Source organism: Lacrimispora sp. BS-2 (genome assembly GCF_040207125.1).
Taxonomy (GTDB): domain Bacteria; phylum Bacillota; class Clostridia; order Lachnospirales; family Lachnospiraceae; genus Lacrimispora.
The window spans coordinates 337,753-361,842 of record NZ_CP157940.1 but is presented as its reverse complement, the minus strand read 5'-3'; the positions used below and the strand labels follow the sequence as shown (position 1 = coordinate 361,842).

General features: G+C 45.8%; 17 protein-coding genes. 2 read left to right on the top strand and 15 right to left on the bottom strand.

The features are described from left to right. Positions 1 to 498 precede the first annotated feature (498 nt). The 3 genes from ABFV83_RS01705 to ABFV83_RS01695 all read right to left on the bottom strand — a co-directional run bounded on the left by ABFV83_RS01705 (position 499) and on the right by ABFV83_RS01695 (position 4,538). Positions 499 to 660: a hypothetical protein gene (locus tag ABFV83_RS01705; protein ID WP_349947219.1), complete on the bottom strand. Its 162-nt coding sequence runs from the start codon at positions 658 to 660 to the stop codon at positions 499 to 501. A 200-nt stretch (positions 661 to 860) separates the two neighbouring features. Further along, entirely contained in the window at positions 861 to 1,637 is a 777-nt protein-coding gene (locus ABFV83_RS01700) for an SDR family NAD(P)-dependent oxidoreductase (protein ID WP_349947218.1), read from the bottom strand. A gap of 87 nt (positions 1,638 to 1,724) precedes the next feature. Beyond that, positions 1,725 to 4,538 carry an acetoacetate decarboxylase family protein gene (locus tag ABFV83_RS01695; protein ID WP_349947217.1) on the bottom strand — a complete coding sequence of 938 codons (2,814 nt, stop codon included), beginning with the start codon at positions 4,536 to 4,538 and terminating at the stop codon, positions 1,725 to 1,727. Between the two features lie 170 nt (positions 4,539 to 4,708). Between ABFV83_RS01695 and ABFV83_RS01690 the strand changes: the two genes are divergently transcribed. Further along, positions 4,709 to 6,217 carry a helix-turn-helix domain-containing protein gene (locus ABFV83_RS01690; RefSeq protein WP_349947216.1) on the top strand — a complete coding sequence of 503 codons (1,509 nt, stop codon included), beginning with the start codon at positions 4,709 to 4,711 and terminating at the stop codon, positions 6,215 to 6,217. Positions 6,218 to 6,560: 343 nt separating this feature from the next. Here ABFV83_RS01690 and ABFV83_RS01685 read toward each other — a convergent pair whose 3' ends face one another. The 11 genes from ABFV83_RS01685 to ABFV83_RS01635 all read right to left on the bottom strand — a co-directional run bounded on the left by ABFV83_RS01685 (position 6,561) and on the right by ABFV83_RS01635 (position 22,226). Next, positions 6,561 to 7,805, bottom strand: coding sequence for a CoA transferase (locus tag ABFV83_RS01685; protein WP_349947215.1), 1,245 nt, complete (start codon positions 7,803 to 7,805; stop codon positions 6,561 to 6,563). Between the two features lie 14 nt (positions 7,806 to 7,819). Next, entirely contained in the window at positions 7,820 to 9,001 is a 1,182-nt protein-coding gene (locus ABFV83_RS01680; protein ID WP_349947214.1) for an electron transfer flavoprotein subunit alpha, read from the bottom strand. A gap of 26 nt (positions 9,002 to 9,027) precedes the next feature. After that, positions 9,028 to 9,813, bottom strand: a complete 786-nt coding sequence (gene etfB / locus ABFV83_RS01675; RefSeq protein WP_349947213.1) for an electron transfer flavoprotein subunit beta — start codon at positions 9,811 to 9,813, stop codon at positions 9,028 to 9,030. Between the two features lie 28 nt (positions 9,814 to 9,841). Next, positions 9,842 to 10,984, bottom strand: a complete 1,143-nt coding sequence (locus ABFV83_RS01670) for an acyl-CoA dehydrogenase family protein (RefSeq protein ID WP_349947212.1) — start codon at positions 10,982 to 10,984, stop codon at positions 9,842 to 9,844. A 12-nt stretch (positions 10,985 to 10,996) separates the two neighbouring features. Next, positions 10,997 to 12,580, bottom strand: a complete 1,584-nt coding sequence (locus ABFV83_RS01665) for an AMP-binding protein (RefSeq protein ID WP_349947211.1) — start codon at positions 12,578 to 12,580, stop codon at positions 10,997 to 10,999. Between the two features lie 40 nt (positions 12,581 to 12,620). Continuing rightward, complete coding sequence (locus ABFV83_RS01660) at positions 12,621 to 13,754, bottom strand: hypothetical protein (protein WP_349947210.1); 1,134 nt, start codon at positions 13,752 to 13,754, stop codon at positions 12,621 to 12,623. Between the two features lie 15 nt (positions 13,755 to 13,769). Beyond that, the gene (locus ABFV83_RS01655) at positions 13,770 to 14,888 is read right to left on the bottom strand and encodes a 2-hydroxyacyl-CoA dehydratase family protein (protein WP_349947209.1); all 1,119 of its coding nucleotides are present in this window, start codon (positions 14,886 to 14,888) and stop codon (positions 13,770 to 13,772) included. Further along, on the bottom strand, positions 14,888 to 16,126 hold the full coding sequence (locus ABFV83_RS01650; RefSeq protein WP_349947208.1) for a 2-hydroxyacyl-CoA dehydratase: 1,239 nt from the start codon (positions 16,124 to 16,126) through the stop codon (positions 14,888 to 14,890). The genes ABFV83_RS01655 and ABFV83_RS01650 overlap by 1 nt, the downstream gene beginning before the upstream one ends. A gap of 15 nt (positions 16,127 to 16,141) precedes the next feature. Further along, on the bottom strand, positions 16,142 to 16,912 hold the full coding sequence (locus ABFV83_RS01645) for an acyl-CoA dehydratase activase (RefSeq protein WP_349947207.1): 771 nt from the start codon (positions 16,910 to 16,912) through the stop codon (positions 16,142 to 16,144). Positions 16,913 to 17,293: 381 nt separating this feature from the next. Continuing rightward, positions 17,294 to 17,992 (bottom strand): GntR family transcriptional regulator, encoded by a 699-nt coding sequence (locus tag ABFV83_RS01640; protein ID WP_349947206.1) that lies wholly within the window; start codon positions 17,990 to 17,992, stop codon positions 17,294 to 17,296. Positions 17,993 to 18,449: 457 nt separating this feature from the next. Continuing rightward, positions 18,450 to 22,226: a hypothetical protein gene (locus ABFV83_RS01635; RefSeq protein WP_349947205.1), complete on the bottom strand. Its 3,777-nt coding sequence runs from the start codon at positions 22,224 to 22,226 to the stop codon at positions 18,450 to 18,452. Between the two features lie 216 nt (positions 22,227 to 22,442). Here ABFV83_RS01635 and ABFV83_RS01630 point away from each other — a divergent pair, with 216 nt between their 5' ends. Continuing rightward, positions 22,443 to 22,742, top strand: coding sequence for a hypothetical protein (locus ABFV83_RS01630; RefSeq protein ID WP_349947204.1), 300 nt, complete (start codon positions 22,443 to 22,445; stop codon positions 22,740 to 22,742). 121 nt (positions 22,743 to 22,863) lie between these two features. Here ABFV83_RS01630 and ABFV83_RS01625 read toward each other — a convergent pair whose 3' ends face one another. Further along, positions 22,864 to 23,937 carry a PTS transporter subunit EIIC gene (locus tag ABFV83_RS01625; protein WP_349947203.1) on the bottom strand — a complete coding sequence of 358 codons (1,074 nt, stop codon included), beginning with the start codon at positions 23,935 to 23,937 and terminating at the stop codon, positions 22,864 to 22,866. Positions 23,938 to 24,090: the final 153 nt, after the last annotated feature.

Sequence of the window (24,090 nt, the reverse complement as noted above, 5' to 3'; positions counted from 1 at the left end):
CATAAAGATGACCTGGTTTCTCTCCTTAATTCCAGTACTTTTACCCATACCGCGAACATTATTGTTATAAAATAAACAGCATACAGCAAAAGGGGGATTGTGTCTGAAAACAGAAAAACCTTCGGACCGCCAGCTCTGTTTATTATAAGGACTGAAAAAGGCAGATTCCGAAGAACCCGCCTTTCATGGTACAATGGAAAAAAAGTTCCAACTTTGTTAGAATGAAGTCACCAAAACAAACATTTTCACAAAGAAGAAGACTTTATGCCTGGATTAAGTGAATTACGTTTGGGAAGCAATAGTAAGATTAAAATAAATTTGGGTGATTTGAATCTATGAAAGCTATTTTTTTAGCTAAGGGGATAAAATGATATGATAGAATATTCATAAAACTTCGAAGATTTTTTGATTAAAAGATTTTCTGATTAAAAGATTTCTAAATCGAAAGAATTGATTCTTTTTATAACGGACTGCCAGTACGGTTTCCCATACATTCTCCTAAATTGCGTCAATTTCTTTCCACGCGTCTTCAATTGTATACACTGAACCGCGCTCCATACTTTCAATTCCCTTTTCCAGTTCCGACTTTAAAGCCTGTATTGCGTCAGCTTCCGTATAATTTAAATGTTCCGGCACCTGAATAAAATTTGATTTTATCATTTCATTCATCTCCTCTCATGTTTTAATATAGCCTCATTATACTTCGAATCAGCGTAAGATACAAGAATAAAAGTGCTGTTTTAATTCTATCCTATTCATGTATTTTTGATGCGGCATGCATGGTATTATCTGAGCCGAATGAAACAAACTGCCCGGTTTATATGCTGCAACCAGGCAGTCTGTTTTGAGTTAAAAATGTTTTATACGATTGATCCGCCGCCGTCCACAATGATAAACTGTCCCTGGACATAACTGGAGGCATCGGAAGAAAGATAGAGAATGGTACCGTTTAGCTCTCCCCTGCGTCCGGGACGCCCTGCCGGATTCGCCGTATTGTATAAGCTTAAGAACTGCTCTGACTTAAATAAGGTGTCGGCAGTCATTTCTGATTCAAAAAGTGCAGGCCCAATGGCATTTACCGTAATTCCATATCTTGCATAAGAACAGGCCATTCCCTTTGTCAATCCAATAACCGCTGATTTTGAGGAGTTGTAGGCATGCCTGATAAACACATCGCTTTTATCTGCAATGACCGCATTGACAGAAGCAATGTTTATGATTTTTCCATAGCCTTTTTCCTTCATCTGGGGAATCACATATTTGCTTGCTAAAAAGATTCCTTTTACATTGGTGTCAAAGGACTTATCCCATTCCTCTGTTGTCATGCTGTCAACACCGCCACGGACCGCAACGCCTGCATTGTTCAGTAAAATATCAATGTGGCCGAAAGCAGCCAGCACATTCTCCATAGCTGATTTTACGCTGTCTTCCTGTGTGATGTCACAAGACACTGCCATGGCTTTGCGCCCTAATTTTTCGATCTCTGCTTTCACCCCGTTCAGTTTCTCAATACGCCTTGCTAATAAGGCCACATCTGCCCCTGCTTTCGCATAAGCAAGAGCTGCATCTGCCCCAAGCCCTGCACTGGCTCCTGTTACAACTGCTACCTTTCCCGATAAATCAAATAAATTTTCCATAATATTAAATCCTCCTTCTTAAAATGTATCTGCATTAAACAACAGGAATTTTCCTGTATGGCAGTTCAAAACACAAGGGTTCCGGACTTAAATACGTCCAGTCTCCATAAATGCCGTCCGGTCATAGCGCCCGGTCAGCAAATACGGAACAATTTCGTCTGCATCCAGCTTTTCCATCAGATTCAGCTTGTGTACAAGCAGGCTGTTCTTTGAATAAGCTCCCCCGATAATGGTATTGATGGGAAGCTCTCCCCATGGATCATCCACGCTGGAGGTAAGATTTAAGGTTGCAAATCCTGGCTCCCAGGCCTGATAATTGTACTCACACTGGTTCATGAGCAAGGCGCCGTTTGTGAAATGGGATGTTCCCTTTTCATCGGGGATGCGGTCAAAATGAAAATAGAAACCGCCTCCAAAGGTCTGTTTACCTGCTGCCGGATACTGGTAAAGAGCTGCTGCCATGGGATTGTTGTATTCACCTGATCTTACAGTTGCCTCTACCAGCTGTGTCCCCCTTCTTGTAACACCTGCAGTGATCATGTCACCATTCTTCCGGATAACAAATTCGGCTCCTGATTTCTTTGGAATACTCCCGTTATCACGGCCGCACTGTACCGCCATTTCTGATCCCGGACCTCCAAGCACCAGGCCCAGGGGATATAAGCCCAGGGATTTTCCGTAAGTTGCATAAACACCAAGAATTGCTTCGTAGTAATCATCTGCAAAGGTCGGGTTCTTAACGCGGCAGACGGAAAGGGTTACAACAGGCATGGAAAAGGGTTTTAACGGAGGCGGCAGTATTCTGGCAACAGCTTCCGGATCAGTCAGATAGCTGATATAAATCCCCTCCTGGTTATCCATAAGAGAAATCCTTCCGAAGTTTGCCATGTCTTCCCCTGTAATAAGAAAACTGGGCGTTTTTTCTTTCTCTGCAAATAATTCCCGTCCGGCCTCAAAACCGGTGCGTACTGCCGGCGCTATGGTTCCGTCTTTTAAGGCGCTTCCAATTATCTTCACCGGAACTCCCTCTGCCTGCAGGCTTTGAAGCAGTGACTGATCCGGAAGAAATCCCAGCGACAATACCACGGCATCTGATGCCGCAAAGACCTCTTCCTGAATCTCAAGTTTTTCTAACACAACCCCCTCCGGTGTGATCTCCTTAAGGGAATGCCCAAGAAGGTAAACAGCCCCGGCTTTTTCCAGCCGCCCGCATACATCGGCCACATTGGTGCGGTTTCCGTTGGGTGCCGGTTTTTCAGCCATATCTACAATAGTAACTTTATTTCCTCTCCCGCACAAATATTCTGCTGTCTCAAGTCCTGTAAGACCGGCTCCTATTAACGTGACCCTTTTTCCTTTTAAGTCCGCTTTGCCGGACAGAACAGACTCTGCGGTAAATACATTACCGCCGTTAATTCCCGGAATCCTGCCCGGAACGATTGAGGAGGAACCGGTGGCAAGGATGACCGCGTCAGGCTTACAGGCTAAGATCGTCTCGGCTGTTGCCTCCGTGTTCAACCGGACCTCTACACCAAGCCGGCTGAATTCCCTGTTGTAATAATCTGCAATCCACTGCAACCGTTCCTTCCGGGGCGGTATTTTTGCCAGATTTACCATGCCGCCAAGCTCTGAATGACGGTCAAGCAAAATCACCTCCACCCCTCGCTGGGCAAGTGTCTGGGCCGCACACATGCCTGCCGGTCCGCCTCCCACGACCACTGCCCTGTGCCCTTTTATATCCTGGACTAAGTCCCCGTATTTTCTTTCTCTTGCATATCTTGGGTTCAAAGAACATTCCGGCGGCAAACCGGCGGCATTGTATTCGCTTAAGCTTTCAAAGCAGCGGAGGCAGGATACGCACTTTCTCAATTGATCCTCTCTGCCCTCCAGTACCTTTTTACCCCACTCTTCATCTGCAATCCAGGAACGCCCCATGGATACGAAATCCACAACTCCCTCTTCCAGAAATTTTTCTGCCACTGCAGGCTCTCTGATGACAGATACACCGATTACCGGGATCGTCACATGGTTTTTTATGGCTGCCAGCAAATCACGTCTCCACCCCTGAGGAAAGGATATTGGCTCCACACAGGTCATTCCTGTTTCATATAAGCCGCAGCTGACATCAATAAAATCGATTCCCGCCTGTTCCAAGACCATGGAAATCTTTATGCCGTCCTGTATATGTAAATATTCCTCCGTCACTCCGGTTTTATCCAGGAACTCCTCCACGCTCAACCGGACACCAACTACAAAATCCGGGCCGCATGCCTTTCTGATCCCTGCAATGATGTCAGTTACAATTCTCAGCCGGTTCTCAAAGCTGCCCCCATATTCATCATCTCTTTTATTGGTATAGGGAGACAGGAACTGGTGAAGCAGGTAGCCGTGGGCAGCATGCAGCTCAACGCCGTCACAGCCTGCTTTTTGTACTCTGGCAGCACCGTCAATGAATTGTTTGATAATTTCTTCTATTTCCTCTGTTGTAAGGCCTCTGGTCTCCTGCTTAGACACCTTGCAGGGGATTGGAGATGGTGCCACAACGGGCTGGCCGCCCAGAAGGGCCGATACCGTTTCACGTCCCGGATGATGCAGCTGTATAAAAATCCTGCTTCCATGCCTGTGAACCACCTGGGCAAGCCTTGCCAAAGGCTCAATATGCCTGTCCTTTGTAACGGAGAGCTGCCTCATAAGCCCCGCTCCATGCACATCATTAATCCGGGTAATTTCCGGAATGATTAATCCTGCCCCTCCAATTGCTCTTGCCTCATAAAAGGCCAGCATATCCTCTGTGGGCGTACCATCTAAGTTGGCAAGTCCGCATCCCATTGGTGACATTACCAGACGGTTCTTTAGTACCACCTTACCGATTTTCCCCTCTTCAAATAACCTGTTATACATCATATACCTCCTGTTCCGTTTGCAAACGTTTCCAGTCTTGACATCAGTATAAAAGAAGTGCAGCCATATCACAACGTATATGATAAACGATAAGGATTTGACAACTTGTTTACGATGCACTATAGTTAAGAAAAAGCCATTACCCATTCAACCAGGAAATGAGGAAAACCATGACATTTTCAAAGCTGATTGAAAGAATTTCTGAAGAATATAACATAGATATCCTCTCTCAGGAGGAAAATTCCGAAATACAAAATGTTGCTTTTCTGGATGGCAGACAGAATCCTGCCGCCAAAAACACCCTTTACTTTGGTTACGATAAACAACTGGCGGCTGCAAAGTCTTTTCCTGCCCATTGCATTCTGGCCGGAACCGGTGAGAACATACTGCCATTTTCACCGGAAGGCAATGCAGCTCTGGTCCCGGAAAATTCCCTGTTTTCTATATTTAATGATATCAAAACTTTGGTTGAGTCCACAAGGAACGATGGCATTTATACCGAGCTTACGACCCTGGCTGATGAAACCCGCACCATAGAGTCTGTAATTGAAGCCGCTTCCGTAAAGCTTGGCAATTCCCTGTTATTTTGCGACATGAATTTCAAAATTCTTGCAAGCTCTGACTCCTACCCGGTCCCTGATCCTCTCTGGATCGAGAATACAAAGCGGGGCTACTGCGGCTATGAATTTATCAATGGGGTAAAAAGCATGCAGTGCGTCCGCAATACGCCTCAGACTACTGCGGCGGCGGAAGTCACCTGTCCCATATCCCCCTACCGGAAGCTGGCCAGCAAGGTGTTTCACAACCAGACGCAAATAGGCTTTTTATTGACCATTGAGGGAGAAAATCCCTTCCTCCCCTTTCATTTTGAAATGCTGAGCATCATAAGCCATGCCCTTAGTTATACCATTACCTGTTACACGCCCGGGCTGTTTGAAGGGACCGGCCTGTATCACGATCTGCTGTACGAAATGCTGATAGGAGCGCCTTTAAGAGATATTCAGCCAAGGCTTAAAAAGCTCCGTTTTCCTTCCAGAATGCAGGTGATCTTTCTCCGTCCTGCAAAATATATGGGACAGCAGCACTTAAATTCTCTTGCATGCAAGAGTCTGAAAACTTCTATCCCCGGCATTCTTGTTACCTGCCATAAAAAAGGCATCGTAGGAATCATTCCCTTAGATGAGGAAGAAGATCCAGGCCCTGGGATACTGGAAAGCTTAAAGGCATTGTGTCAAAAAGAACCTATGCAGATTGGAATCAGTAATTGCTTTACTGACATTGAAACCTTTGTACGCCACTACGATCAGGCGCTTGCCGCCTTGGAAATGGGACAGAAATTAGGAAGCGAAGAACCTGTGTGCTTTTACCAGGATTATCAGATTTTTCACCTGCTTTCCGAGGTAAAAGATACCGGCCGTCTGGAACGGTTCTGCCATCCCGCCCTTTCAGTGCTGAAACAGTATGACCGGGAAAACAGTTCTCAATTATACAAAACCCTCTGTGTCTTTATTGAAAAGGGCTGCAACATCAAGCTGGCCTCCGAAAGCCTGTACATACACCGTAATTCCCTGGCCTACCGCTTAAACCGCATCACCGGCTTATGCCGCCTTGATTTGACGGATATCAATACCCTGTTCCTGCTGCGGCTCTCCTACTTCATAGACCGGTATACGAAATAAAACACATAATTACCGCAAATCTACTAATCAGGTGAATCGACCATGCAATCAAACTTTTTAAAACAAAGCAACGAGCAGAGGCGGGATTTAATTCTTAACGGCTCCGTCTCTGCGACCATATTATTTCTTTAAGCTTTTATTCCGTATTCTGGGGCAACTTATTTTCCAATTACATGGCCGCCCTCATTACAACCATCCTGATTTTTAAGGTGAAATGGGTTTCCGATATCAACTACTGATCAAATGGATCAGCAAAATGCCTTGTATGATATATTCAAATCTCTTAAAAGAAGAAAAGGGGTAAATTTACCCCTTTTCTGACTTTCCTTATTGAATTACAGATCTAGTTTTTTCTCTCATCCTTCCACACATAAAGGATTCCCTTTTTCTGAAATTCCCTGATCTCTTCTTTGGTATACCCCAGATTTTCCAGGATTTCCGGTCCCTGCTCTCCGATCAAAGGACCGCCATTGTACTCTGGAACGCCCATTTCCTGGAATTTGACCGGCGGTCTTACCAGTGTGCGCACATTTCCATTGCCGTACTGCATTTTATAGAAGCAGTCATTGGCCCATGCCTGCTCATCCTCTAAAATCTCTTCCCAGGACTGGGCAACGCTGAAAGCGATGTCATGTTCCTTTAAAACCGGTACCCATTCTTTGGCTGTCTTTTTTTCCATTGCATCCATACAGATGTCATAGACCTCTGTGCCTAAGCCTTTTGCCTGAAGGTTCTGGATAGGGAAGTAATTCTCATTCTCTAATAAATCATCTCTTCCAAGAGCTTTCATGAACTGCTTATAATAGGTGTTGTAATCCGGCATACAGGTCTGAATGAATCTGTCATCCTTTGTCCTCCATGCCGCGTTAAAGGGGTTGGCGCTCTCTCTGATGTTAATGGGATATTCTCTTGCCGGGCCGTCATAATTGGCTGCCTGGATCATCATTCCCATGTTATAGACAGCCGTCTCAAACAGGCTGGTTTCCACCTTTTCACCCTGTCCGGTTTCTTTTGCATGATACAATGCCGCAAGAATTCCTGCTGCCAGGTTCATGGCCACGTTATGATCCCCAACTCCTGGAACCACATTCATTGGAACCGTTCCTTTCTGGCGGAGGGAATGGAGATAGCCTCCTCTTGCAAAAAACGCCGTGAAATCAAACCCGGGAAGGTCCTTATCCGGGCCGTATTCTCCGTATCCGGTTACCATGGCATAAACCAGCCTGGGATATTTCACCTTTAAGGTTTCATAGTCAAGCCCCGCCCGTTCAAGAGCCTGGACTCTCCAGTTGGTGATCAGCACATCCGCATCCTCTAAAAGCTTAAAAAATGCCTCTTTTCCCTCGGGCGCTTTCATATTAAGAGAGATGCAGCGCTTGTTTCCATTTTCCAGATCCCAGGTCGTATTTTCATACATATCCAAAGGCCTTCCTTCGGACGGAGCCGTATGCCTTAAGGGATCCCCCTTTGCGGATTCGATTTTAATCACATCCGCTCCGCAGTCCGCAAGAAAACGTCCTGCTCCTGCAGCCGCAATAAAGGTTGCCAGCTCCACTACTTTGATTCCTTCCAACAGCTTCTTTCCCATATTAATACCCTCCTTTATTTGTCCAGTGCTTCTATCAATGCAGGGATCACCTGGTTTAAATCCCCTACGATGCCGTAATCGGCCACTTCAAAGATCGGAGCTGCCGGGTTTTTATTGATGGCAATGATCTGCTCCGAGTTCTGCATGCCTGCCACATGCTGAATGGCACCGGAAATACCGCATGCAAAATACAGCTTGGGACGCACCGTTGTCCCGGTCTGCCCCACCTGATAGGAATGATCGATCCAGCCTGCGTCTACTGCAGCACGGCTCGCAGCAACCACACCGCCAAGTTTATCAGCCAGCTTTTTTAACAGTTCAAATCCCTCGGCTCCGCCAAGGCCCATACCGCCGGATACAATGATCTCCGCATCGGTTAAGGATACTGCTTCTCCAGCCTGCTTTACTACCTCAAGGATTTGTGTCCTGATATCATCTCTTTCAAAATAAACGGAAAGAGGAATGACCTGGCCCTTCCGCCCTGCCTGCCTTTCGGCCTTTTCCATGACTCCCGGACGTACCGTGGACATCTGGGGCCTGTGGTTCGGGCAGACAATGGTTGCCATTAAATTCCCGCCAAAGGCCGGACGGGTCTGCTTGATCTTCTTATCCTCTTCATCTATTTCCAGCCTGGTGCAGTCGGCAGTCAGTCCGGTATTACAGCGGACTGCCAGACAGGGACCTAAGTCACGGCCGATGTGAGTCGCTCCCAAAAGGACGATTTCAGGCTTGTAGGATCTGATGGCATCATGAATCACAGCCGTATAAGCGTCAGTGCGGTAGGCTTCCAGTTCTTTATGATCCGCAAGATAAACCTTATCCGCTCCGTATTCAAACAGTTCATCCGCAAGTCCTTCCACCTGGTTCCCGCATAATACCGTACAAAGGCTGCATCCGATCTCATCTGCCAGCTTCCGTCCTTCTCCCAGAAGTTCTTTTACTACCGGCATGAGCGCTCCTTCTCTTTGTTCCGCAAATACCCATACATCCCGGTATTCCGATAAATCGACCGTATCCTTTGGCTCTTCTGACTTTTCTATTGCATCAAAGGGACACTTTTCCACACAAACACCGCATCCGGTGCAGGCAGAACCAATGACAGCCAGTTTATTTTCCATTGTAATTGCTTCAAACGGGCAGTTCTTTACGCAGATGGAACAGCCCCTGCATTTTTCTTTTATTACATTTACAGCCATATGAACCTTCCTCCTTTTCCTGGGTCTTAAAGATAATGCTTCTCTTTCAGTTTTTCAGTCAACAACTCTGCCATTTCGGTCACTGTTCCGTCAAGCATCTCCCCTTTTCCCTTTGGGGCGGGAGTAAAGGAACGGAAAACCTGGGTCGGAGAAGCATTTAAACCACAGTCTTTGGGATCCAGTCCCACATCCTCATGATTCCATACGGTAACTTTTTTTGCATAGGCATCCATGATTCCGCCTATGCTCATGTAACGGGGCTCATTCAGTTCTTTTACTGCAGTAAGGAGACATGGCATCTGGACCTCCAGAATTTCATATCCGTTTTCCATCTGCCTTTGTACGATCACCTTTTCTTCGCAAAGCTTTACATCCTGAACATAGGTCACAACCGGGATGCCAAGCCTCCAGGCTACCTGAGGGCCTACCTGGGCCGTATCCCCGTCAATGGCCTGGCGGCCTGCGAAAATAATGTCATAATCTCCGATTTTTTGAATGCCGGCAGCAATGGTGGTGGAGGTGGCACAGGTATCTGCCCCGCCAAAGGCCCTGTCACTGAGCAGATAAGCCTCATCCGCTCCCATTGCCAGGCATTCTCTTAACATATCATCAGCCTGAGGCGGTCCCATGGTAATAACGGAAACCGTTGTTCCAGGCTTTTTGTCTTTTATTTTCAATGCCTCTTCCAGGGCATTTGCATCATCAGGGTTTAGAATGCTGGGAACTCCGTCACGGATCAATGTACCCTTTACCGGATCGATCTTTACTTCGTTGGTATCCGGCACCTGTTTCACACAAACCAAAATCTTCATCGTTTTCATTACTCCTTCCGTGTAGTCATTATTTCTTAAGCAGTTTTCCGGAAATCACCAGCTGCTGGATTTGTGAGGTACCTTCGTAAATGGTAAACACACGGCAATCCCTGTACATGCGCTCAATCTTATAATCTTTGATAAATCCGTAACCACCATGGATCTGAAGGGATTTTGAAGCGATTTCATTGCAGACTTCAGAAGCATAATACTTTGCCATAGAAGCTTCCATGGTTGCAGGCTGATGGGTATCCATTAAATAGGCAGTCTTATAAACCAGCTGCTTGGCAGCCTCTAGCTTAGTTGCCATATCTGCGATCATAAATGCAATTGCCTGGAAATCTCCGATTCGTCTGCCGAACTGTTTTCTTTCCTTTGCGTATTTAATCGCCTCATCAAGAGCCCCCTGGGCAACTCCGATGGACTGGGCAGCCACTCCCATACGGCCGGTATCCAGGGTCTTCATGGCATTTATAAAGCCCATGCCCTCCTCACCCAGAAGATTTTCTGCCGGAATCCTTGCGTTATCCATAATGATATCGCTGGTGGCACAACCGATGACACCCATCTTATGTTCCGGCTTTCCACAGGAAATTCCAGGGGTATTTTTCATATCTACAATAAAGGCGCTGATTCCTTTTGTTCCCTTTGTCATATCCGTCTTTGCGTATATCACCGCATAATCTGCCAGAGGCGCCATGGTGATAAAGGTCTTTCTTCCATTTAATATGTAGGAATCCCCTTCTTTTACTGCGGTGGACTGCATGCCGCCCGCATCGGAACCTGCTCCCGGCTCCGTCAGGGCAAAGCAGAGCTTTTTGTTCCCGCTTATCAATGGGGGAAGGTATTTCCGTTTCTGCTCCTCTGTGCCGGATAATAACAGAGGACCTCCGGAAAGAGAATTGGGGGAAGATACATAAATGCTTGCGACTCCGCTGACTCTTGCCATTTCCTCCATTACCAGCACGTAACAGCGGGCGTCACCGCCTGAACCTCCGTATTCCTTTGGCGTTTTAATGCCGAAAAATCCGGCCTTTCCCATTTTGCAAAGGATATCCTCCGGAAATATCCCGCTTTCCTCAACCTCATCGAGGATCTCATTGGTCAGTTCTTTTTCCGCAAACTCCCTCGCAAGTTTCCGGACAAGCTCATGCTGTTTTGTAAAATACATGTTGTTTCCTCCTTAACCTCTTTTCGCTAACCGTTTCTCGATCTCCTGACGTAACTCATGGATTTTAACCTTTCCGCTGCTGCCAAAAGGAAATGCTTCAAACCGATAAACATATTTTGGAACCTTATAATCCGCCAGCTTCTGACGGACCTGTTCCCTGACCCTCTCTTCAGAAAACTCTGTCCCAGGCTCCATGATGATACAGGCCGCAATTTCTTCCTGAAGAACCTGGGCATCAACTCCTATTATCTTCACATCCTTGATTTCCGGAAGCTCCAGGATGCAGTTTTCAATTTCCACCGGCGCTATGTTTTCACCGCCCCGGATAATCATCTCTTTTTTCCGTCCGGTTATATAAAGACAGCCTTCTTCATCCAGATAACCGCAGTCCCCTGTATGAAGCCAGCCTTCCCTGTCCAGCACCTTTTCCGTTTCTTTGGTTCTGTTGTAATAGCCCTTCATAATGTGATATCCCCTGGACTGGATTTCTCCCACACTGCCTGTTTTGGCAACGCACTTTCTTCTTTCATCCCAGATTCTTAAATCCGTATAAGGGATCTTTTTTCCTGCCGTAAGGGCCTTTCGGCAGATTGGATCCCAATATCCGGTCATGGTAATCGCAGGAGAAGACTCGGTCTGCCCATAGGAAGGCTGCAGATGTTCCATCTTCAGTTCTTCACAGATATTCATATAATCTGTGGGGCGAATGGCGGAACCAGCGATAATTCCGCTCTTTAAGGAACTTAGATCGTATTCATTTCTCCTGCCATTCTTTACCATAGCCAGAAACATGCTGGGAACACCGTTTAGAATGGTACAGGAATTTTTCTCTATATTTTCCATAACTCCAATGGACTTATAATACGGATTTATATAAATTGCCGCTCCGGCATGGACAGCGGACAAAATGCCCGCTGTGATGCCAAAGCAGTGAAACAGAGGAACAGATAAACACATGCGGTCACTTTCGTTCCAATGCATGGAACGTACCATTTCGGCAGAATTGTTGACCAGGTTATGGTGGCTTAGCATCACTCCTTTGGGAACGCCGGAGGTACCTGAGGTAAAAAGTATGTTAGCGGTATCCTTTGAGGACAGGTTCTGTTCTGCTTCTCTTAAAATCCGCTTATCCTCTTCCCTGTTTTCACCTGTTTCACAGCCAGGCAGCCGGTCCAGGGATGCGATCCCTTTTAAGAAGCTGTCCGGCCGGTCTAACCCTGCTTTTGAAATGACCGGTCCGTAGTCCGCATTCCTGCAGCCCTTCCCATAGAACAGATAGTCTGCATCCGCTTCCTTTAAAACCTGCTTTAATTCCTGTTCCTTATAGCATGTATTGACCGGGAGCACAATCGCCCCGGACTTCATAAAAGCAAAATACGCCATGATCCATTCCGGGCTGTTTATCCCCCACAACGCGACATGTTTCCCCCGCGATATTCCTCTTCTAATAAAGTCAGCCGCCCAAAAATCCGAAATTTCATCCGCCTCTTTCCAGGTATAACTTCTGTCCTGGCAGCAGATTCCTGCTCCATTCGGCGTAAGAACAGCTCTTTTATGAAGCAGTTCTCCGATTGTTTCTGATAAAAGGCCTGTCATATTCATTCTCCTGCTAACCCCTGCCCCATGTTTCTGTCAGTTATTTCTCGATTTTACCCATAGCTTCTCCGATCATCCGGATCAGGAACGGAATCAGTACCACTACAATGGTTACATAACCAAGATATCCATATCCTACCTTAACAAGGGGAAGAAGTCCGAACTGAGCAATAGCAAAAGCAAGAATGGTGCATAACAAAGCACAGATTAAAGTTTTTGCCGTAGGCTTTCCGTCACTTCTTCTTTCCTCCGGCTTTTCCAGTGCAACCACTACTCTCTGGACTGCTCCTGCAATCATGTTGACCGCCGTTGATACTGCTCCCAGAATAATAAGTATGGAAATCATCGGGTTCATGAAGCCGGCTCCAACCCCGCCTTTGATCAGAGTGATAACCGGAAGGGGGTCCTTGGATAAATCCGGATTGGTCGCAACCGCCATAATTCCCAAAGTGGATAGCATAATCAATCCGGAGTTTACGATAAATCCGTAAATCATGCTGGTTCCGGCTTCTTTTTCCGTTTTAAATGATTCCGCATGCTGGTACAGCAATCCAATGGAAGCCAGCTGGAAGGCACCATAAATAAAGCAGCTCCATAAAGCAGGGCCGGCAGGTGCCGGATCAGCTCCCAGAATCTTAACATTTTTTACAATATCACCCCAGCTGACAATAATGTTTGGTACGTACACGATCAAAAGACCTGCTATGATAATGACTGATAAGGTAGAAGCAGCTTTTCTGACAAAATCCGTACCAAAAATGGTCACCACAAAGATAAACAAACCTATGATCAAAGTACATGCCATATATGGGATTCCAGTCAGGGACTGCATGGTGGAGCCTCCGGTCGCAAATGCAACAGAGGGAGCCAGACACAGCAATAATATGTATACAAGCTCATAAAGGTTGGAAAAAATAGGTGCGAATTTTCCATAAAACTTGTTGTTAAAGGTTCTGTAATCATAGGCATCATGAAGCTTCGCAAACCGGAGTCCATACCACTGGAACACCGCTCCGATGGCCTGAGCAAGAATCGGGGTAATAAGCGCCCAAATTCCGAAGGCAACGAAATACTGGACTAACTGTGCGCCTGATGCAAATCCTCCGCCAAACTGTGTGGTAAACCATACGAATGCAACGCCCACCGCTACCGGCATTTTATTTTTATCGATCATATCCTTCTCCTCCTGTTAGAGCATATCCTTAAATGCTTCCATCATAGTTCCTGCCTGCTCATAATTTACCATTTGCCTGTCGACTTCCATCTGAATGATAGGAATTCCTGCCCCATCACAGGCTTTTTTAATCATTACATAATCAAATTCTTCTGGATCACAGAATTTCGTCAGCAGAACCACCACGCCTTTTGCTTTGTATTTCTTTGCAAGATCAACAATATAGCCTGCTCTCTTCTTTTCCGGATCATACAGAACGGAACAATGGTCCATCCGGGAGAATTTATCAGCAAGTCCTTCTAGTGGTTCCAGTTCCAGATTCACATCCGTACGGTACTGTCTGGATTCATGGGCAACATCGTCTGCAGCAATCTGGATCCCGTGCTCATCAAAGATTTTAAGAAGTCCTTCGCTGTCAGCCAGAATTCCGGTGGTGATTACCTTGATTTTGCCTTCCTTCTCCTCTGTCTGTGACAAAACCTCCATCAGCTGATTGGCCAGTTCCGTATGTTCTTCCTTCCGCATGAAATAAGCACTTTTAAAAATATCTCTTCTTTGGACTGCGGTGATGGAAGGATGCTGCTCCAGAACCTCTGCCAGCTTTCTCATTGCCCCGTTGTGCTCATTGTAGATTTCATTGGACCGGGCCAGGGAAGCTTCACTGAATTTTTCACCAGTTGCTGCCTCTAAGTCTTTTATGACACGCTCATAGGAAGCTTTGGTGAATTTTTTCCCAGACTCTGGCTTCCGGTTCTGGGGATATGTCATCGGAATAAAAGGAATGTCCTTTACCGCATATTTCCAGTTCTGCCCCAGGCACTTTAAAGAGTCACAGAGGGAAGGAATGACAATGGCTGAAATGCCTTTGTATTCTCCCTTGATCCCCAGTTCCAGAATGCTCTGCATGATGGAACAGATAAATGCAGGAAAGTATTTTTTTGACTCTTTCAGCTCAATATCCGCTCCCCATGCTCCCATAGGAACAAACCCCATGGAGTGGATCAGCTCTTCCGGAGTGTAGACAGGGACACAGGCTACAACCTTTTTTCCCTGTTCCACATAAGCATTCAGCTGTTTTTTCGGTGAACACGCAATTTCATGAAAATTATCTAATAATTCATTCAATGTTGCCATCAGTCTTTACCCCCCTTGTTAGATTCCATGATTTCCGTCAGCCCCTGAACTCTTGTTTCATACTGCGCTTCCGAGAAGTTCCGGGGATCTGCCTGGTCGCCGTCAAATGAGGTGACCGGTATCCCACAGTCCTCTCCGATCTGGCGGCTCATTTCATACATGAAGCCGCTCCAGAGCTTACAGGAACGGTTGGTATGTACCAGAAGCCCTTCTGCGTGAGTCTTATTTACAATGGCCTCTCTCTTATCCCGGGCATGCTCTAAGTTCATGGCATTGGGCACGTTGCAGTAGGCACGGATCAGACCATCAAAGTCATCATAAATGAATCCAAAGGCATCGGCATAAATCGTTGCCACCATGTTGATTCCCCGGGATTTTAAGCCGGTTGCCGTTGCTCTTAAATGAGGCCAGCAGGCGATTCCCTCAAACATGATCCGGTATTTTTCCTCTGCACGGAAGGTACTGGTTCCCTCTTTCACCGCTTTTTTGTATTCTTCCAGCAAGGTTTCAAAGGCTTCGGCTGCTTCAACAGTCCCCCTGGCACAGACAGCCACTGCCATATGGTTTAGTAAGTCAAAACCGTTAAGCGGGGAAGGGGTATACCTGGTATAGGATGTAGCCTCCAGCCATGCTCTGGAAGTCCTGTTTGAGATTTCCATGACTTCCTTGAATTTCTCGTCGCTCCATTTCCTGCCTGTGATCTCCTCTAACTGTTCAATTGCCGCCAGAAACTGGCTCTTGACATAATCGACCTGGGCATCTGAAACCTCATAATCAGGATTAAAGGGAATGTCAATGAGAATAAGCGGAATGTTAAGTTCTTTTGCAATGTTCTCATACCATTTGATCATGCAGTTGCAGATGTTATTGCAGCAGAGCACAAAGTCGGGAAGAGGCATGTTCTGTTCCGGAGTTTCCCCGGTTTTCATATGTGCCAGGCTGATTCTTGCATAAGCGCAGATATCATTGGAATAACCTTCCGCCTCTGAAATCTCACATAACCGCTGCCCTGCCCCTCTTGCCGCAATGGCTGCCGCCTGATTTTCAGGATAGCACACCTTAATACCCAGGGTCTGGAAAATTTCCTGAGGGAAATTGCTGGCGCACCAGCCGATTTTTTCTCCTCTGTCCTTTGCCTCCTGGACCTCCTTGTAATGCTTTGCCACTATCTCATTCAGCTTAAATTTGGCTGAATTAGGATCAATGGTAAACTTTGGTTTTGTTTCTCCTTCACCCATGAAAACTTCCTCCTTTTATAATTTATCATAAGCGTAAAGCGCCGCTCCTAAAGCACCCATGAGCTGAGCCATTGGCGAATAGGTAATTGGAAGGCCCAGCTCCTGCTCCATGGCTTTTCGTACTCCGCCATTTTTGGCAACGCCGCCGCTCATACACACTGTTTCTTTCACACCGGTCCGCTTCGCCAGAGACGCCACTCTGCTGGCTACAGACTGGCAGATACCGGCAACCAGATCCGGGATCTGGACTCCATTTGCCAGTTGGGATATGACCTCGGATTCAGCAAATACGGTACAGGTACTGGATATTTTAACTGGCTGACTTGAAAGGGCCGCCTGTTTTTCCAGATCCTCAATCTTAAGCTGAAGGATTCCTGCCATGACATCCAGAAACCGTCCGGTTCCTGCCGCACATTTGTCATTCATCAAAAATTCCGTCAGACGCCCGTCAGCCCCCAGGGAAAGCACCTTTGCATCCTGGCCGCCGATATCGATGATGGTCCGCACTTCCGGGAGCAGGTGGTGGACGCCCCTTGCATGGCAGCTCAGTTCACTCATCTCACCGTCGGCATTTTTCAACAGCTTCCTCCCATAACCGGTGGCATAGACAGAGGTTATCTCTTCCAGCTTCAGGCTCCCTGCCAAAAGTACTGCCTCAATTGCCCGGTCCGGTCCGTCGGTTCCTGTCCCCGCCCCAACCAGAGAAGTGGCCAGAATCTCCTGTCCGTCTTTCAGAATGACCGCTTTGGAGGTGGTAGAGCCTATGTCAACTCCTAATGTGAACATGGCTATTTCCTTTCTTTGTCTATTTTATAACGATCTTTTCGAAAAAAATATATATGTATACATGTATACAAGTTGCAATTATGAAAAAGTGTATCCTTGTATACAAGTTAATATAAAAAATAAAATGTAACTAAGATACACTTTTTCATGCATAGATTATCAAAATTTGTTCAATTTGTCAATAACTTTTTAAAAAAACAGGATGCTCTTTATATATTATATGGAACTTGATTCAAACGATGCCTCTCTCCTTCTCTCCTGGCAATCGTCTAATTTGTGACAATCTCTTTCTTACAAACAAATAATCGGCTGTTTTTACTGCAAATAGCTTAAAATCCATATGGCTGCGGATTTCCGGCCATTTCTTCTTGTCCAGCCGGATTAAATGTTTAAGAAATACTGAGAATACCTTTCCTTTGCTTTGGCCCTGATTTCAGATATGGTTTCCAGATGATCTGCCATAGCCTGCTGGGCTTTGACAAAATCGCCGCCTTTGATTTCATCGACGATCCTGCGGTGCTCATCGATCAGGAAGGGCATCCGTTTGCCAAGTGCCACGTCGAAATTCCGCCATCTTGAAATGTGGAGCATTAAATCCTCCAGCAATTTTATAAGATTATACCGTTCCACACTTTCTGCAATGGCCCGGTGGAATGCCGAATCCAGCTTTTGAAATTCCAGGTCATACCCTTCTACATTCCGGTAGGCCTCCTGCTTTTCTAAATTATCCTCCAGTTCTTTTACAAGCTTATTAATTTTCTCTTCGTCCCTCTGGGACAACAGCTCGTAAAGCTCTTCCTTTTCCACGGCAGTCCTTAAAATCAACAGGTCTCCGATGAGTTTTAAATCAATCAGGCTTACATAGGTTCCTCTTTGGGGGTACACCGTAAGAAGCCCAAGCTGATTCAGCCTTGCAAAGGCGTTACGGATGATGGTTCTTGATACCCCGTATTCTTCTGCCATCTGATTTTCACTGATCCTGGTTCCAGGCTCTAATTCCAGCTTTAAAATACGTTTTCTGATGTTGTTGAAAACATAATCAGCGGAAACCGGCTGGCTGTTACTTTTAATATAATTCATATTCCTTACCTTCAATTCGTATTAATGGTCTCTAGTTATGAAACGATTATACTCTTGACTATAGTTTTCTGTCAATTCGTTTCTTATTCACGGTATGGCTGTCAGCCGCTCCAAACCTGATCCTGTTTTACTGTACCATCAACTCTTTCCCATGGATCTGGTGGTGGGGAGCATCGTAAGCTGTGCATTGTTTCGCCCATACTTTATCAGGCAAATGCCATGTTTAAAAATATTTTTCCAGAATACCGATTCTTGAAAAATGATTAAAATATATTTAAAATTAAATATGAAAAAGAGGGGTAAATTGAACTGTTCCCCTCTTTTACACTGTGTTTTAATTCACCTGTTAATTCTCCAACTGACACATCAGCCGTTTTATGATTTTCACTTCTTCCTTCGGCTCTTTTCCCTGGCAGTCAGAAGCTTTCTCATTGGTTTTTACAATATCTTTCTGAATTTATTCTGTCTTGCTCTCTGCAGCTTCTTTTGCGTTTTCCTCCTTGATTTCTACGGTTTCTTTCTTAGTGTCTTCTGTCTTGTCTTCCGCTGTTCCCGCCGGTTCTTCTTTCGGTTCTACTTTCGGTTCTTCTGCTTTCTCTTCCTCAGTTTCTGCCGGTTCTTCCTTCGGTTCTTCTGTTTTCTCTTCCTCAGTTTCTGCCGGTTCTTCCTTCGGTTCTTCTGTTTTCTCTTCCTCAGTTTCTGCCGGTTCTTCCTTCGGTTCTTCTGTTTTCTCTTCCTCAGTTTCTGCCGGTTCTTCCTTTGGTTCTTCTGTTTTCTCTTCCTCAGTTTCTGCCGGTTCTTCCTTCATTTCTGCAGCCTTTTCCTCTGCCTTAAGGGAGACAGAAGCACTCTTTCCTTCCACACCTGTTTCAGAGGCAGATAACGGAACAATAAACGTCAATGTCTCGTAGCCATTTACCTCAATAACCACTTCATTTTCTTCTTCTGTAAAGCCATCTGCTGTGAAGTCAAGATATTTCACAACTCCATAGGATTCATCCTTTGATACTTTAAATTCATTTGGTTTGGAACCTGAGAACGATATGACCTTTTTATAAGGAATTCCGTTTACAAAAACTGTTTTATCTGCATTCAGGTACTCTTTTGCTGCCTTCTCATCTGTCACGTCAAAGGTTACACGGTAATATGCCGGATTGGAGATTGCTGCTTTCGCGTATTTTGTCGTTTCCACACCAGGAGCTGATTTTTCATTTTCAGCCGGTTTTCCGGCAGCTTCCAGGATCTCAAAGGTCAGGGTCTTGGCAGTGTACCCTTCAGCAGTCACCAGAACCGTATACCTGCCGGCCTTCTGAAACAGATCTTTCTGAAGTGTGAGAGAATATTCTCCTTTTTCATAATTGTCCTGGCTGAACAATCCTCCCTGTTCCTTGGAGAGCACTTTCCTTGTATTGTCATCCGGGCCGGTCAGAGTCACCCCTGTTAAGTTCTTCATAAAATCACCGCGAAGCTTCTCCTGGCTTTCATCGGCTTCATCGGCTGCCGCATTGATGGAAACCATCTGTCCCACATGGTAAGCTGTCGTTTCCTCAGCCTCAGCCCTGTCAGGGTTATCAGCCAGAGAAAGATTAAACTTTTCCAATTCCTTAACAACATGTAAAACAACCGTCTGCTCCTTGTATCCTTCTGCCACAACTCGCAGCTTGTGTTCCCCTTCCGTAAGCTGAAGTGTACCGCCTCCTGTTCCTTGTGTTTTTGACAGAATGGAAACGCTTTCCTTTGCCTCGCTGATCTTATAAGCTCTAATGTAATCATCACTTCTAAGAGCGATTGCAGAATTGTCCAGATAAAGTGCTGTTATCTTGGAGATATACTCCAAATCCTTATCAGAAGTCAGCACCAGATCCTCGCCCAGCTTTCCTTCTGCACCCTTAAGGGCCGGAGCCGCCTTTCCTACTACAGAAAGAAGACTTTCAACTGTTCCTAATTTTCCGTCTTCCAGGACCCGCTTAATCTGGTATGGGCGGTTTAAAGTCTCTCCTCCTGCCTGGATCTCCTTGTATTTTTCAAAGGAAAGATATTTACCAGCCCCCAGCTTCTCATCTTTAACGGCATTTAAATAATGGGTAAAATCATAAAAAACCTCAGCGTTTTCATCCATAACAGCCTGTGCTTTCTGGTCATACCACCACTGCACGACTGCCTCGCTGTCCTCACTTACATGGTCGATCTCATGTAAAATCAATGCATTTGCCAGCAGGTCATGGTCAAATATCAGGAATCCGTTCATTTTTGAACCTCCGGAAGAGCCGGAGCCGCCGGAACCGCCATCCGGTATGACAACCGTAGCACTGGACATGGCGTCAATGCTGTAAGATCCTGCCATTGCATGAATTTTGATGTCACCTGCTTCAGACTGGGAATTGCTGCCCACTTCCACCTTCTTAGACATTGTCTGGTAGCCATTTGCATATGCAGTAACCGTATAGATACCGCTTTCATCCGTAATCACATTATCATCCGTATCTGTACCGCAGATATGAAGCATAGGGCCAATCTCATACCATTGGTTTATTTCTGTAAGAGACTTTACTTTTCCTGAAGGCATTGTCAGATCCACCCTGTAAATCGGTGACAGGATTTCTGTTCCAAAGCTTTCCCCAGTCGGTCCAGTAATATGAAAGGCAAAGTCTTCTCCCTGCTTTGGACTGGGATTTAAGGCATTTAAGTTCATCACAAAAAGCCTGTTGTCCACAAGATGGAGGGGCACATTCATGGTTGCCTTACTGGATCCGGAAGACAGATTCAGCTGATAACGCCCACGGGTAAAAAGGTTAGTCTGAGGAAGCTGGATTGTAATTACTCCTGTTTTTCCATATTCTGTTTCGATTGCAGTAGTAAAAACAAGGTTCTTGTTTAAAATAGAGTTCTCAGCATCCAGAGCCTTAATGGCTTTTAACTGGTCAAACCATTTTTCCTGTGCCAGCGTCTTTAAAGACAGCTTAAGCTGGATCCTGCCCTTTCCATCTTTATCAATCATGGTATCCGGGAGGTAATAATCAGCAGGCACCTCAGGAGAAGCCTCCTGACTCTTTCCGCTTAAACGAAAGGTAGTCTTCTCAGGTCTTACACGTACATTGCCGTCATTATCGTAATTATCCAGCCAATAATCAAAGACTGATATGGAGCCGTTGGTCAGGATCGCACTGGGAGCCGAATCAAGGCTGCCTCTTTCCGGCAATTCTGCCATAGAGCCCTTTCCAACCTTTACCTTCTGCTCTTTGCCGTCAGAAATCCTGGTAACTGTAATGGTACCAGGATTCCATAAGGTCGTCTGCCATTTAACCACAGTTCCGTCATCGTCTACGCTTGTGCATACATCTGTAATATCTGTCCCATCTGCATCAATGGTATAATCGTCTATACTTCCTTCCTGGAAAGCAATTACTGCATATTGTATCCAGCCTAAGTCTACCAGTTTTGTCTTTTCCTCATTAACAAAAACATCCTTGCCTTCCTGGTTTCTGCTTTCTTCGTTATGATTGCCCTCATTCCCATTGGGACTGCTTCCGTTATTCTCATTGCCGGAGGAACTGCCTCCACTTGAGGAACTGTTTCTTCCAGAGGAACTGCTTCCCCCACCGGAAGATGCTGTTTTCTTTGTGTTTTCTGACGCAGGCACCGAAGCTAAGCCTCTGCCCGCCTCATAATGGACGTTACCGTCAGACTCCGCCCAGCAGCCTTCTCCATTGACAAAATATCCATCCGGAGTTGTCTGGCCTGTATACATCTTTCCCATGTCTGTTCCGTCAGCAGCATTAAAATAATAGCAATATCCGTCAATCCACTGCCACCCTGTCTTCATGGCCCCGAAGGTTCCCTCATTGGCCGTATTAAAAAAGTACCATGTTCCGCTTCCATCCTGGTACCAGCCGGAGCGCATCTGCCCCTCTGTACCATCATTGGAAGTATTGAGATAGTACTTTATTCCCTTATCATCCTGAAACCATCCTGTCATCATGGTTCCGTCTTCCGGGCGAAGATAATACCAGCCCGATGCCTTCTGGATCCAGCCGGCACTTAAGGTTCCTGTGCCCTCATAATGCTTCCAGCTTTCATTTTCATATTTCCAGTCGCCTTGTATGTATATGCCCCTCTCTCTGATTGCCGTGGAACTGCCTGTAACGCCCGCCCAGGCTATGCCAAACTGGGAAAGTACACAAGCGGCTGTCAATATTGGTGCCACTGCTTTTTGAATCAACTCTTTCTTAACCATTGCATCCTCCTGTTTTCAGTTAGTCTAAGCTAACTATTGCCATCTCAGTATATCGGGGAGGTAACCTGTTGTCAATGCAGATATGAAAGAAGGAATGAGTCTTTTTCTCAATAGCCTTTTTGTAAAGTTCATGATGTTTCTGCGAATACCTTTTTCATAACAGAACACCTGTGGTATGATGATAGGGAAAGATCTTCTGCCGGACATGCCGATGTAGTGCAAGGAATCGGTGAATATGGTAAAGAATGTTTTGGTTTCACAAAAGCCGATTGTTATTGCGACTGCCCTCATATGGCTTATCTGGATGATGATGCCAAAGAGAGGATTGCCGGCGATCCAAGGGGCATCCTTATGGGCAGCGGCGAGCTGCTGCGTATGGCTAAAAAAGACCAAAGCCTGCAGATTGCAGCACCTGATGACATCTGGCGGCATTCCTATGAACCTCCCCTTGCGGGATTCCATGGGGCAGTAAATCTGGCAGCGGTGTGGGCCAATGAAATAATGAGGATCCACTGACACTTACCCGGCTTTCCGGTATGCGAAAGGACAGGCAGATAAACCGCCTGTCCTTTATTCCTTCTTCCCCATGATATAGAATGGGAATTTATAACCTGTTCTGACTTGGCCTGCCTGGTCTTTAGACAGCCGGCCCCTCCACTTTCTGGAAAATCGTCAGCAAAAATGCCGTTAAAAATCCAACAAAGCAGCTTAAAACAAACAAACCAAATCCCTTTCCCAGAAAAACAGGCAATGTAACTACACTTGGAAATGCGAAGGTCATGGCCTGGGCTCCTGAAAGTCCTGCTATGGCACCGCCCACACCGCCGCCGATGCATACTGCAACCATAGGCTTTTTTAGGGGCAGATTCACGCCGAACATGGCCGGTTCCGTAACTCCAAAACAGGCGGACAATACGGCGGACAGACAAAGGGAGCGGAACTTTTTATCCTTACTTTTTAAACATACCGCAAGGGCCGCACCTGCCTGGGCAAATACCGGCGGTCCGATTAAAGCCAGTATGGTATCGGAGCCCTTTACAGTAATGTTGTTCATGGCAACCAGTACAAAACTCCAGTGGAATCCAAAAATAACCATTGGCTGGATCACTGCTCCCAAAATCGCCCCTGCAATCATAGGACTGATATGATACACAAACTCATAAGCAGCAGCCAGTCCGTCTCCTATTACATTTCCTATTGGCCCAAATACAAACAAAGTGACCAGTCCAACTACCACAATACAGATTAAAGGTGCCAGAAAACCTTTTATCAGATCCGGCAATATTTTATTTACCAGCCGCTCCACATATACAAGCAATCCTACCGCAAGGATAATGGGTATTACACCGGAATGATATATAACGGCCTTCATTGGTATTCCGGCGAAAAGAATGTCAGTGCCCGACTCAAATACTTTCGTTAAAGAAGGATACAAAAGTACTCCTCCAATAACCACCGCAGTAAATGGATCCGCACCAAACTTCCTTGCCGCGGTAAATGCCAGTATCATAGGCAGAAAATAAAACAAACTGTCTGCCATGGCATTTAACACCAGATGAGTTTCACTTGTTCCTGACAGAATATTTGCTGCCGTTAAAATGGCCAATATTCCCTTCAAGATTCCTGCTGCGCTTAGCAGGTTTATAATGGGCAGAAATATTCCGGAAATCCCATCAATCACAACATTAATCATAGACTTATTTTCTTTCATGCATGCCTTCTCCTATGGTAAGACGTTCTCAGCTAAAGCTTCCTCTTGCCGCCTTAGCCATTGTATCATATTTTATATCATTTTCCATATGAATTTTATCTGACACTGCACCACCCTGAAAAACATAAGGTGCAGCAATCCATAAAACCTGTT